General features: G+C 66.2%; 13 protein-coding genes. 10 read left to right on the top strand and 3 right to left on the bottom strand.

All coding sequences use genetic code 11. The features are described 5' to 3' along the window. Positions 1–48: 48 nt before the first annotated feature. Positions 49–999, top strand: a complete 951-nt coding sequence (locus tag NK214_RS12615) for a GMP reductase (protein ID WP_253314657.1) — start codon at positions 49–51, stop codon at positions 997–999. 15 nt (positions 1,000–1,014) lie between these two features. Here NK214_RS12615 and NK214_RS12610 read toward each other — a convergent pair whose 3' ends face one another. After that, entirely contained in the window at positions 1,015–1,503 is a 489-nt protein-coding gene (locus tag NK214_RS12610) for a MaoC family dehydratase (protein WP_235088838.1), read from the bottom strand. Positions 1,504–1,600: 97 nt separating this feature from the next. Between NK214_RS12610 and NK214_RS12605 the strand changes: the two genes are divergently transcribed. From NK214_RS12605 to NK214_RS12585, 5 genes are all read left to right on the top strand, one after another. Next, on the top strand, positions 1,601–2,353 hold the full coding sequence (locus NK214_RS12605) for a copper homeostasis protein CutC (protein ID WP_253314656.1): 753 nt from the start codon (positions 1,601–1,603) through the stop codon (positions 2,351–2,353). 176 nt (positions 2,354–2,529) lie between these two features. Then, positions 2,530–3,051, top strand: a complete 522-nt coding sequence (locus NK214_RS12600; protein WP_253314655.1) for a cupin domain-containing protein — start codon at positions 2,530–2,532, stop codon at positions 3,049–3,051. A gap of 64 nt (positions 3,052–3,115) precedes the next feature. Next, on the top strand, positions 3,116–3,919 hold the full coding sequence (locus NK214_RS12595) for a transporter substrate-binding domain-containing protein (RefSeq protein ID WP_253314654.1): 804 nt from the start codon (positions 3,116–3,118) through the stop codon (positions 3,917–3,919). Positions 3,920–4,005: 86 nt separating this feature from the next. After that, positions 4,006–4,683 carry a hypothetical protein gene (locus tag NK214_RS12590; protein WP_107799281.1) on the top strand — a complete coding sequence of 226 codons (678 nt, stop codon included), beginning with the start codon at positions 4,006–4,008 and terminating at the stop codon, positions 4,681–4,683. Between the two features lie 75 nt (positions 4,684–4,758). Beyond that, on the top strand, positions 4,759–5,535 hold the full coding sequence (locus NK214_RS12585; protein WP_305883555.1) for a transporter substrate-binding domain-containing protein: 777 nt from the start codon (positions 4,759–4,761) through the stop codon (positions 5,533–5,535). A 7-nt stretch (positions 5,536–5,542) separates the two neighbouring features. On the opposite strand, the gene NK214_RS12580 is transcribed toward NK214_RS12585, so the two are convergent. Then, positions 5,543–6,334, bottom strand: coding sequence for a LuxR C-terminal-related transcriptional regulator (locus NK214_RS12580; protein WP_253314653.1), 792 nt, complete (start codon positions 6,332–6,334; stop codon positions 5,543–5,545). Positions 6,335–6,448: 114 nt separating this feature from the next. Between NK214_RS12580 and NK214_RS12575 the strand changes: the two genes are divergently transcribed. The 4 genes from NK214_RS12575 (at position 6,449) to NK214_RS12560 (ending at position 11,864) form a co-directional block, all read left to right on the top strand. Beyond that, a complete protein-coding gene (locus tag NK214_RS12575; protein WP_107799278.1) occupies positions 6,449–7,819 on the top strand; it encodes an APC family permease in 1,371 nt (456 codons plus the stop codon). 2 nt (positions 7,820–7,821) lie between these two features. Beyond that, positions 7,822–8,943: a P1 family peptidase gene (locus NK214_RS12570; protein ID WP_107799277.1), complete on the top strand. Its 1,122-nt coding sequence runs from the start codon at positions 7,822–7,824 to the stop codon at positions 8,941–8,943. 102 nt (positions 8,944–9,045) lie between these two features. Beyond that, positions 9,046–10,005, top strand: coding sequence for a diguanylate cyclase (locus tag NK214_RS12565; RefSeq protein ID WP_107799276.1), 960 nt, complete (start codon positions 9,046–9,048; stop codon positions 10,003–10,005). A gap of 149 nt (positions 10,006–10,154) precedes the next feature. Then, positions 10,155–11,864 (top strand): cation:proton antiporter, encoded by a 1,710-nt coding sequence (locus tag NK214_RS12560; protein WP_107799275.1) that lies wholly within the window; start codon positions 10,155–10,157, stop codon positions 11,862–11,864. On the opposite strand, the gene NK214_RS12555 is transcribed toward NK214_RS12560, so the two are convergent. Continuing rightward, a complete protein-coding gene (locus NK214_RS12555; RefSeq protein ID WP_253314652.1) occupies positions 11,833–12,273 on the bottom strand; it encodes a hypothetical protein in 441 nt (146 codons plus the stop codon). The genes NK214_RS12560 and NK214_RS12555 overlap by 32 nt on opposite strands. Positions 12,274–12,497 lie beyond the last annotated feature (224 nt).

The following is a 12,497-nucleotide window of genomic DNA, read 5'->3' as shown; positions in this document are numbered from 1 at the left end:
TTTGGGGCCCCTTGTTTTTTGACTCTTTTCCGCTTTGGGAGCACACGCATGATCAAGACAGAACTCAATTACGGCGACGTTTACCTAGTGCCGAAAAAAACCGTGGTGGACAGCCGCAAGGAGTGCGACACCTCGGTGCAATTCGGCCCGCGCCGTTTCGACATGCCGGTTTACGCGTCGAACATGAAGTCGGTGGTCTGCGCCGAAACCAGCGAGCTCTTCGCCGCTCGGAACTGGTTCTACACCATGCACCGCTTCAATGTGGACGCGGTGGCCTTTACCCGCGCCATGCAGGACAAGGGCCTGTTCGCCTCCATCAGCGTCGGCGTCAACGACGACACGCTGGAACAGCTGGCCGCGCTCAAGCAGGCCGGCCTCATTCCTGAATACATGACGCTGGACATCGCCAACGCCTGGTGCGTGAAGGCGGAGCGCATGATCCAGCACATCAAGCAGACCTTCCCCGAGACCTTTCTGATCGGCGGCAACATCGCCACCGGCGAAGCCGCGCGCGATCTGGAAAGCTGGGGCTGCGACGCGATCAAGGCCGGCATCGCCGGCGGCCGCGTCTGCATCACCAAGAACAAGACCGGTTTCCACCGCCCGATGATTTCCACGGTGCAGGACTGCGTGGCCGCGGTGTCCGTGCCGGTGATCGCCGACGGCGGCATCGTCGAGCACGGCGATATCGCCAAGGCGCTGGCCTGCGGCGCCAGCATGGTCATGGCGGGCTCGCTGTTCGCCGGCTACGACGAATCCGCCGGCGAGATCGTCGAGATCAACGGCAAGCACTACAAGGAATACTTCGGCAGCGCCTCTCAGTTCAACAAGGGCGCCTACGTCAACGTGGAAGGCAAGAAGATTCTTGTTGAGTACAAGGGCAGCATCGGCAAGCTGCTGCGCGAACTGCAGGAAGACCTGCAGTCTTCGATCAGCTACGCCGGCGGCAACACCCTGCAGGCCTTGCGCGGGGCGGAACTGATCCAGGTTCGCCGCTGATCCGGGCGGCGCGGCTCAGGCGTGCTGTGCCGCCGGGTGCGGCGCTTCTTCTGCTTGCGGCTGGGTGCGGCATTGCGCCCAGATCGAGCACTCCAGCTGCATTGCCACCTCGTCGCGCTGATTGACGGTGGTCCAGCGCACCTTCACCACGCCGAAGCCGGGCTGGCTGTTGGAACGGCGCTTGTCCAGCACCTCCACGGTGACGCGCAAGGCGTCGCCGGCGCGGGTGGGCTGGGGCCAACGCATCTTGTCGATCTGCATGCCGATCAAGCCGTTGGCCATCTTGCCCAGCTCGGTCTGGGTCACCAGCCGCATGCTCAGGCTGCTGGTCTGCCAGCCGCTGGCGGCCAGGCCGCCGAACAGGCTGTCCGCCGCGCGCTGCGGATCAGTGTGGAAGTATTGCGGATCATACTGCCGGGCGAAGCCGATCAGCTCGTCCTCGCTCAATACATGGGTGGGACTGTGAAACAGCTGTCCGGCTTTCAAATCTTCAAAATAGAGCATATCGACTTACGTTTGCGTCATCTCGAGCGCGCAGCTTAACGCGGCCGGCGAAACGGGTCAAAATCCCTGGTGCGTTCAGCCCAGCAAGGGGGATATTTTGTCGCAAGATAGACAGTTGGAAGTGTGCGCCGGCTCGCTGGCGTCTTGCCTGGCCGCCGCGCAGGGCGGCGCGGCCCGGGTGGAATTGTGCGCCAGCCTGGAAACCGGCGGGCTCACGCCGTCGCCTGGCATGATTGCGCTGGCGAGGCAGAGGCTGGACATTGGCCTGCATGTGATCGTGCGTCCGCGCGGCGGCGATTTTCTGTATTCGGACGAGGAGTTCGACGTGATGCGCCGCGACGTGCTGGCCTGCCGCGAACTGGGGGCGGACGGCGTGGTGCTGGGCCTGCTGACCGCGGACGGCGAGGTGGACGTGGAGCGCAGCCGAGAACTGGTCCAGCTGGCCGGGCCGATGACGACCACCTTCCATCGCGCCTTCGACATGGCGCGGGATCCCGAGCGGGCGCTGGAACAGATCATCGCCAGCGGCTGCCGGCGCTTGCTGAGCTCCGGCCAGGCGCCGGACGCGCTGGCGGGCGCGGCCCTGATCCGCCGGCTGAGCCGCCAGGCGGGCGAGCGGCTGATCCTGATGCCGGGCGGCGGCGTGCGGCCGGACAATCTGGCCGAACTCGCGCGCGCCACCGGCTGCCGAGAATTCCACGCCTCGGCCCGGGTCAAGGTGGCCAGCGCGATGCGCTACCGCCAGACCGGGATCAGCATGGGCGCGGCGGGCCAGGACGAGTACGACAGACGGGAAAGCTGCGCCGAAACCATACGGACCATGACGGATTTGCTGCGCGGGCTGGATTGACGCTTGTCGGACGGCACGCATTTGCAGGATGATGCTGACATTTCCGGCCGCGGACCATTCAAGAGCCGCGAACCAAAACCTGAACCAAGGCGCGCCGACGCAGGCAGTGCAAGCCGTACGATCAGGAAGCGCAATGCAGGATCAGGGGTTTTGTCAGCGGTTTTAAGGAGCGCAAGATGAGCAAGCCGTCGCATGTGGTCAATATCGACCAAGTGGAAGCCGTGGACTACCGGGAGGGCGAAGGGTGGGGCGGCAGCTATCATCCGCTGACGCCGGCGCTGGACGCCTTGCCCGGCCGGCTGGGCGCCAATCTGACCCGTCTGCCGCCGGGGCATGCGGGCTGCCCCTTTCATTCCCACGCCCGCGAGGACGAGATTTTCTATGTGCTGTCCGGGCGCGGCGTGCTGCGTCTGGGCGACAGCCTGCAGGAAATCGGGCCCGGCGACTGCATTTCCTGTCCGGCCGGCACCGGCGTCGCGCATCAAATCGCCAACCCCTTCGATCAGGACCTGGTCTACCTCGGCATCGGCGTCAACGACCCGCACGAGGTCTGCGTCTATCCGGACAGCGGCAAGGTGCTGGTCCGCCATCTGAAGCAGGTGGGGCGGCTGGAAAGCGCGCCGTACTACGACGGCGAGCCGGCGCGCCCCGGCATCTTCGACATGCTGGAGCGAGAACAGGCGCTGGTCCGGAAATAGCCGGCTTGGCATGCGGCCGCGGCATGAGCGATAACGGAACCATCGTTCCTCCATGGATAAGGCAATGAAGAGGCGGGCATTGAGCCGCGCGGCGGCGGTATTGGCGCTGGCGTGGCCGCTGGGCGCGGCGGCGGAGCCCTTGTCGTTCTGCTATGAGGATCAGGCTTCCTATCCCTGGCTGGACGGCCGCGGCGGCGGGCTGGACATTCAGCTGATCAAGCATGTGCAGAGCGCCTTGAAGCTGGAGCTGTATTTGCATCCGATGCCGTGGCGGCGCTGCATCAATATGCTGCGCCAAGGCAAGATGGACGGCGCTTTCGCCGCCAGCTTCGTGCCGGAGCGTTCGCAATGGGGGCTGTACCCCATGCTGCCGGACGGCGGACCGGACGCCGGCCAACGGCTGCACAGCGCCAGTTATTCCTTGTATCGGCTCAAGGACACCACGGTGGATTGGGACGGCGCGCGCCTGTCCAGCGGCATGGCGCCGATAGGCATGCAGACCGATTTCTCCATCGGCCTCTTTTTGCGCAAGCAGCAGGTGGAGATAGACGACAGCAACCGCGATCCGCTGGCCATTCTGCAAAAGCTGCGCCTGAGGCGCTTGAGCGGAGCGGCCTTGCAGACGCCGCGCGCGGAGCAGATCCTGCGCGAGCATCCCGAACTGACGGAGACGATAGAGCGCTGCCGGCTGCCCTTGGAAGAAAAGCCCTATTTCCTGATGTTGTCGCGCCAATTGGCGCACCGCGAACCCAGCCTGCCGGGCAGGATCTGGGCGGAGCTGGAGCGGCAACGCGAGTCGCCGGCCTTTCTCGCCCAGCTGCGGGCGCTGGGCGCGCACCGCGACGCCGGCGGCGCGGCGCACAAATGATGATGGATTGTTAAGCGACTGCTTGCTATCAAAGTTAAAGCTTTTGCTTTATTATTTTCCGCTCCTTGATTTCCTTAGGAATCCCCATGCATAAGAAAACGCTTTTGGCCGCCGGCTGTCTATGGCTGGCCGCCGGTCCGGCCTTGGCGGAGGCCTGGTCCTATCCCGGTTGGCAGGACGGCCGAGACACCCGCGTCAAGGCGCTGGCCCTGCTGCAGACCTTGAACGCCACCTTGCTGAGCAATAGCAGCGCCACCCGCACTTTGCAGCAATGGTGCGCGGATCACCGGATGGCGTCGCCGGCGCAGATTCGCGCCTTGCGCAACCCGGCGGACCACAAGGAAGCCAGCCCGGAAGTGCGCGCCCAGTTGCAGGCGCGGCCGGACGAGCGCATCGCCTACCGCCGGGTGCGGCTGGCTTGCGGCGAGCATGTGTTGTCCGAGGCCGACAACTGGTATTTGCCGTCCAAGCTGAGTGCGGAGATGAACCGCCAACTGGACGGCAGCGACGTGCCGTTTGGCCGCGCGGTGGCGGCGCTGAACTTCCGCCGGCAAACCGAGGAAGTCAAATTGCTGTGGTCGCCGTTGCCGGCGGGCTGGGAAATGAAGCCCGCGGCCCAGGGCGTCGCCGCCGGCGGCCTGGATATCGCGCCGGAAGTGTTGCAACACCGCGCCGTGCTCTACCGCGGCAGCGACAACGCGCCGTTCAGCGTGGTGGTGGAGACGTATCAGCGAGACGTCTTCGCCTTCCCGCTGGCCTATTGAGGCCGCGTCGAACGAGTCTTGCGAGCAGGGCGCTGGCAGCGTCCGCTGCGCAAACAACAGAAGAAGAAAGCAAGCATGATGAAGAAATCACAGAAACTGGGCGGCCTGCTCTTGGCCGGCCTGATCGCCGGCCAGCCGGCGCTGGCGGACCGCCTGGACGATATCCTGCAACGCGGCAGCGTGCGGGTGGGCACCACCGGCGATTACCGTCCGTTCAGCGAGCGGGACGCGGCCAGCGGCGCCTATCGCGGCCTGGACATCGAGATGGCCGAGAGCCTGGCGCGGGCGCTGGGCGTCAAGCTGGAGCTGGTGGCCACCAGCTGGCCGACGCTGATGCGCGACCACGAGGCCGGCAAGTTCGACATTGCGATGAGCGGGGTGTCGATCAATCTGGAGCGGCAGAAGCGGGCGCTGTATTCGCAGCCCTATCTGAACGACGGCAAGACGCCGATCACCCGCTGCGAAAACGTCCAGCGTTTTCAAACCATCGCCCAGATCAACCAGCCCCGGGTCAAGCTGATCGTCAATCCGGGCGGCACCAATGAAAAGTTCGCGCGTGCCCGCTTGCCGGCGGCCGCGCTGACCGTGCATCCGGACAACGTCACCATTTTCCGGCAGATCATAGACGGCAAGGCCGATCTGATGGTGACGGACGCGGTGGAAACCCGTTATCAGCAGAAGCTGCATCCGGAGCTGTGCGCGGTGCACCCGGAGAAGCCGTTCGACTTTTCGCAAAAAGCCTATCTGCTGCCCAACGACTGGCGCTGGAAAGCCTGGGTGGATCAATGGCTGAGCCAGAGCCTGCAAAACGGCGAATTCGCCGGCCTGTCGGCCAAGTGGCTGGGGAAGTGAGTCTGACCTAAGCTTCGCTGCCTCGCAGTTGCTCGATATAGCAATTGAACAGCTCGGCGTGGCTGGCCACGCCGAGCTTCAGATACAGATTGCGGCGGTGAACTTTGACCGTTTCCGGCGAAATGGCCAGCTGTTGGGCGATGGCCTTGCTGGACAGGCCGCACAGCGTCAGCCGCGCCACCTCCGCCTCGCGCTCGGACAGCCTGCCGTGGCCAAAATGACTCAGCGTCTGCGTCAGTTGATCGGCCAGGCGCTGCGATGGCGGCGTGGGCGCGGAGCTCAGCTGCCAGTGACGCCGCATCGCGGACAGCAGCCAGGGCTGCATCACGCGCAGCTTGCCGATGTCGGCCAGCTCGAACGCGCTGGCCTTGCCCAGCGACAAGGTCAACACCTGGTCCGGAGCCAGGCGCAGCAGCAGCTGGACCTCGTCCACGCCCACCTCGCCGCTCATATAACGCTGAAAATACTCGCTTTGGCGGAAGTGGTCCGGCGCGATGTCGGGCAAGTGGTGGAGGCCGTCGGGAAAAGGCCGCTGCGCGTATTGATAGAAGGGGTCCAGCAGATACAGGCCCTGGCAGTAAAGCGCCATCGGCGACGGCGCGGCCAAGTGCTGAAAATCGCATTCCTCCAGAATCTGCGGCGGCGCGTTCGCGTGGAAACAGGCGGCCAGCGCATTGTCCAGCGGCACGCTGCCGCGCAACAGCAAGACCAGCTGACGCCAAAATCCGGGCAGACCGATGTGCGCCATCAGCTGCGCCAGATGATGGTGCAGCGGCAGTTCCTTCAACAAAGCTTCCATCCGGCAATCCCCGCTCGGGGTAACCCATCACGGTGATTGGGCGCCCTCCCGCGTCAAAATACACTGTCTCCCGCAAGTCTGACTACAAGACCATAGCGACAAGAGGAGAACACTATGAGCCAAGCCGCAAGCCGCCCCGGATTGCGCCGTTCATTGAGCGTGACGGACGTCGTGTTGATAACCGTGTCCGGCGTGACGCCGGCCAGTTCCATTTTCGTGATCGCGCCGTTTGCGCTGCAAGGCGCCGGCAGCGGGGCTTTTCTGGCCTTCGCGCTGGCGGCGGCGCTGGCCGTCGCGTTCGCGCTGTGCTACGCCGAGCTGGGCGCGGCCCACCCCAACGCCGGCGGCGAGTACGTGATCATCGAGCGGGTGTTCGGCCGCGCGCTCAGCCTGCAAATGTATCTGCTGATTCTATGCCTGCTGCTGTTCATCCCGGCGGTGCTGGCCACCGGGGCCGCGCCCTATCTGAACTCCGCGCTGGGCACCCGGCTGGACGGCGCCGAAGTGGCGCTGACCATGATCGTGCTGTGTTTCGGCATCGCGGTGCTGGACATCAAGCTGAACGCCTGGCTGACCGGCTCCTTCCTGCTGCTGGAGCTGGCCGCGCTGGCCTTGATCGCCTGGCTGGGCTTCAGCGAAGCGCAGCAGCCGGCGACGGTGCTGTGGCAGCCGGTGAAGGCGGCGGCGGACGGCGGCCTCGCCGCGGTGCCCGCCGCGGCGATCATCGCCATGGTGGGGACGGCGGTGTTCGCCTACAACGGCTTCGGCGGGGCGGTGTACTTTGCCGAGGACATGCGCGAAAGCGGCCGGCCGGTGGCGAAGGCGGTGCTGGCGGCGCTGTCCATCGTGGTGCTGGTGGAACTGATACCGGTGACCGCCCTGATCCTGGGCGCGCCCTCGCTGGCGGAAATGAGCCGGCAGGCCGATCCGATCAACTACGTGCTCAGTCATTTGAGCAGCCCGGGGCTGGCGCGGGTGATCAGCGGCGGCATCTTTCTATCGGTGTTCAACGCCATCATCGCCATCGTGGTGCAAAGCGGCCGCTTCTTGTACTCCAGCGGCCGGGACGGCTTGTGGCCGGCGCCGGCGAGCCGGGCGCTGCAACGCATTCATCCGCGCTTCGGCACGCCCTGGGTGGCCACGCTGGCGCTGGCCGTCCCGTCCGCCTTGCTGACCTTTCATTCCAGCCTGGGCGATCTGGCGTCCTTCACCGTGATCATCCTGATGCTGAACTATCTATTGCTGGCGCTGGCGGCCCTGCGCAGCCGCCTGGGCCGGCATCCGCATCCTTACCGCATGCCCGGCTGGCCGTGGCCGCCCTTGTTGGCGGCGGCGGGCAGCCTCTCCCTATTATGGGCGGTGCTGCGAGACGCGCCCGCGCGGGACTGGTGGATTATCGGCGGCATCGCGCTGACCGGGCTTTTGCTGGCGGGCCGTAAGCAGCCCGCCGCCGTATTGATCGTTGAAGAACAGAAAGAGAGGTGAGTATGTTGAAACGAGCCAGAGCATTGGGCATTCGCATCGGCCAGGGCGAACCCGGCCCTCTGAATGCGATTACGGACGTGCCCGGCGTGAGGGTGGGGCACGCCGCCGCCTGGGCGGATTTCGACGACGGCCGCCGCGCGCGCACCGGGGTCACGGTGATCGAACCGCGGCCGGGTCTGGCGCGGCGCATGCCGTGCTTTGCCGGCGTGCATGTGTTGAACGGCAACGGCGACGCCAGCGGCCTGGAGTGGCTGCGCGAGGCCGGCGTGCTGAGCACGCCGATCGCGCTGACCAATACCCATAGCGTGGGCGTGGTGCGGGACGCCTTGATCGCCGGCGAGCGCGAGGCGGTGGCCGGCGAGCCGCAGCTGTATTGGACCATGCCGGTGGTGCTGGAAACCTTCGACGGCCTGCTCAACGACATCAACGGCTTTCACGTGAAGGCGGAACACGCGCGCGCCGCGCAAGCGGCGGCCAGCGGCGGCCTGCCGGCCGAGGGCAGCGTGGGCGGCGGCAGCGGCATGATCTGCCATGAGTTCAAGGGCGGCATCGGCACCGCTTCGCGACGGCTGCCGGCGGAGGCGGGCGGCTGGACGGTGGGGGCGCTGGTGCAGGCCAATCACGGCAAGCGCGGCTCCTTGCTGGTGGAGGGCTACCCGGTGGGCCGCCATCTGAGCTGCGCGGAGATTCCCTCGCCGTTTGACGCCGGACGGCTGCCGCAGCCGGGCATGGGCTCCATCGTGGCGGTGCTGGCCACCGACGCGCCCTTGCTGCCGGATCAATGCCGGCGGCTGGCGCAGCGCGCCGGCATCGGCATCGCCCGCACCGGCGGCGGCACCGAGGATTCCAGCGGCGACATCTTCGTGGCCTTCGCCACCGGCAATCAAGGCCTGCCGATGACCGATTACGCCGGCAAGGGCGCTTTGACCTGCGCGGTGGAAATGGTGAACGCGGACCATCTCTCGCCCTTGTTCGAGGCGGCGGCGGAAGCGGTGGAAGAGGCCATCGTCAACGCCTTGCTGGCGGCGGGCGATCTGAGCGGCCACCACGGCCACGCGGCGCATGGCCTCAAGGCCGAGCGCTTGCTGGCCGCTTTGCGGGAAAGCGGCTGGCGTCCGCGCTGACCGGCGCGTCGGCGCGCGGCCCCGGTGTTTTGTTTGCGTCATGAAATGCTATTATCATGGCATGGGGCCGCATCGGCGGCGGACACACAGCAGGAGGCGGAGATGAAAACACCGGACAGCCCGGCCGACGAACCGCAGCGCTTGGCGACCCTGCGCGCGCTGGGCGTGCTGGACACGGCGGCGGAGGAACGTTTCGACCGCCTGACCCGCATGGCCAAGCGTTTGTTTCGGGTGCCCATCGCCCTGGTCAGCCTGGTGGACGAGAACCGTCAGTGGTTCAAATCCTGCGTCGGCCTGTCGGCGGCGGAAACCGGACGCGATATTTCCTTTTGCGGCCACGCCATACTGGGCGACGACATCTTCTACATCCCGGACGCGCTGGCGGACGAGCGCTTCGCCGACAACCCGCTGGTGACGGACGCGCCGTATATTCGCTTTTACGCCGGCTGCCCGCTGCACGCGGCCAACGGCGCCAAGGTGGGCACCCTGTGCGTGATCGATGTCCAGCCGCGCGAGTTCGATCACGACGACGCGCAGGCGCTGCACGATCTGGCGCGCATGGTGGAGGCGGAGCTGATCGCCTTCCAGGCCGCCACCACCGATGAGCTGACCGGCCTCTCCAACCGGCGCGGCTTCCGGCTGCTGGCGCAGTACAGCCTCAATTTCTGCGCGCGGCAAAACCTGCCGGTTAGCCTGGCCTTCATGGACCTGGACAAGTTCAAGGCGATCAACGACAGCTTCGGCCACGCCGCCGGGGACCATGCGCTGGCGGCTTTCGCCGAACAGATGCGCGCCTCCTTCCGCTCCGCGGACCTGCTGGCGCGGCTGGGCGGGGACGAGTTCGTGGTCTTGCTGTCCGATGTCGAGCATGAGCGGGCGCAGGCGGCGATGGCCAAATTCGCGCGTCACCTGGAGGCTTACAACGCCGGCGCCGGCCAGCCTTATCGGCTGGCGTTTTCCGACGGCATCGTGGAGCTGGACGCGGAGCGCCACTTCTCCATCGAGGCGCTGCTGGCGGAGGGCGACGAGCTGATGTATTCGATCAAGGCCGCCAAACGCTAGCCGCGGGCGGCTTCCCGGAGCGGCGCGCCCGCTTGTCCACGTGATTTTTACAGCGGAACTTTCACTTTTCATGCCCCTCTAGTCTGAAAACAAACTGCGCAGCATCCTGTGCGCCTAAATAAAAAATCCACACTAGGGAGGCGGCCGCCATGGTCCATGATGTGTCCTTGATTTCCACCATTGCGGCGGGCCTCGGCCTGTCTCTGATTCTGGGCCTGCTCTGCGAGCGGATGCGCATCCCGGCCCTGGTCGGCTATCTGCTGGCCGGCATCGTCATCGGCCCGGCCACGCCGGGCTTCGTCGCCGATATGAAGATCGCCGCGCAGCTGTCCGAAATCGGCGTGATGCTGCTGATGTTCGGCGTCGGCTTGCACTTTTCGATGAAGGACCTGCTGTCGGTCCGGCGCATCGCCGTGCCGGGCGCCATCGTGCAAATGAGCGCCGCCACCGGGCTGGCGCTGTTCATCGCCTGGTGCTGGGGCTGGAGCTGGTCCAGCGGCCTGATCTTCGGCCTGTCGCTGTCCTGCGCCAGCACTGTGGTGCTGCTCAAGGCGCTGGAAGTGCGCGGCATCCTGGACACCATCAACGGCCGCATCGCCGTGGGCTGGCTGGTGGTGGAGGACCTGGCCTGCGTGCTGGTGCTGGTGCTGATGCCGCCGATGGCGGCGTTGTTGAGCGGCGCGCCCGCCGCCGCCAACGCCGCGCCGCTGTGGCAGACCATCATGCTGACCTTGCTGCAAGTGGCCGCCTTCATCGCCCTGATGCTGATCGCCGGCCGGCGCGCCTTGCCGTGGCTGCTGTGGCGGGTGGCCAAGACCGGATCGCGCGAGCTGTTCACGCTGGCCGTGACGGCGGCGGCCATCGGCATCGCCTTCGGCGCCGCCCATCTGTTCAACGTCTCCTTCGCGCTGGGCGCTTTCTTCGCCGGCATGATGATGCGGGAGTCCGAATTCAGCCACCGCGCCGCCCGCGAATCGCTGCCGCTGCGCGACGCCTTCTCCGTATTGTTCTTCGTGTCCGTGGGCATGCTGTTCGATCCGGCGATTCTGCTGGAACAGCCGCTGATGGTGCTGAGCGCGGTGGCCGTCATCATGCTGGGCAAAACCCTGGCGGCGCTGGCCCTGGTCATTCTGTACCGCTATCCCTTGAGCACCGCGCTGACCATTGCCGCCAGCCTGGCGCAGATCGGGGAATTCTCCTTCATCCTGGCCGGGCTGGGCGTGTCCTTGGGCCTGCTGTCGGCGCAGGGCATGAGCCTGGTGCTGGCCAGCGCCTTGATCTCCATTGGCCTCAATCCGCTGTTGTTCGCCTTGCTGGAGCCCTTGCGCGGCTGGTTGCTGGCGCGCTCGGAATGGGCGCGCAGCCTGGAGCGTAGGGCGGACCCCTACGCCGAGCTGCCGATGAGCACCGAACGCAAATATCTGGAAGGCCAGGTGGTGCTGGTGGGCTACGGCCGCATCGGCCGCGGCGTGGCGGCGGAGCTGGAGCGCAATCGGGTGCCCTTTGTGGTGGTGGACCATAATCGCGAGCTGGTGGAAACGCTGCGCAATCAGGGCCGGGCGGCGGTGACCGGCGACGCCGCCGAGGCGGCCGTGTTGATCCAGGCCCATATCGTCAACGCCTCGGTGTTGGCGGTGACCACGGCGGACGCGCTCAATCTGCGACAGATGGTGGAGGTGGCGCGCACCTTGAACCCGGAGCTGCGCATCGCGCTGCGCGCGCGCAACGGGGAGGAAGCCGAACTATTGCGCGGAGAAGGGCTGGGCGCGGTGTTCCTGGCCGACGAGGAGCTGGCCGGCAGCATCGGCCGCCATGTGCTGCACTGCTTCACCGCGGAGTCGCCGCGGGCGGCGCACTGAGCCCCGCGGATTCATCCCGCTCCAGCCAGGCTTTGGCCGCGGCCAGGTCGCGCGCCACCCAGTCGGCGTCGGCCTCGAATTGCGCGTCGTCAACGCCTGCTTGGCGAAACAGGGTCAACAGCAGCTCGCAACCCTCGTCGCGCGCCAGCAGGCGCAAGGGGACGTAGACCTCCACCTGACCGGGCGGCGACACCCAGTGATCCAGCACGCCGTAGTCGTTGGCCGGCGAAAAGCGCAAGGGCATCACGCCCTGCGGCGTGTCCGCCAGCCAGCCGTCGCCGTCGCGGCGCAAGGCCCCGGCCAGGCCGGACGCCCAGCGCGGAAAGTTTTCCGGCGGCGCCAGCAAGGCGTAGGCGCGGGCGAAAGGGCAGGCAATACTGACGCTGAGATGGCGCGGCGGCGTGGACATGGGATTCTCCAATACGGCGATGCTACTTGAGTGTAGACGACGGCGGACCATGTGCCGTTGACATGCTTCGCGCCAACGGGCTATGGTCATTCCCGGTGCTCAAAACACCATACAAACAGCGGCTACCGCACCCGTAAGATTCGCGGATTTTTTGCGTCCATGGTTTTGGCAAACTCCCACTTGTGGGACAATGCGCGTCCATGGCCGGGTGTGCGGCTAATACA

Source organism: Chromobacterium sp. S0633 (assembly GCF_024158805.1).
Classification (GTDB): Bacteria; Pseudomonadota; Gammaproteobacteria; order Burkholderiales; family Chromobacteriaceae; genus Chromobacterium.
The sequence above is the reverse complement of the archived record's forward strand: the minus strand, read 5'-3'. Positions and strand labels throughout refer to the sequence as shown.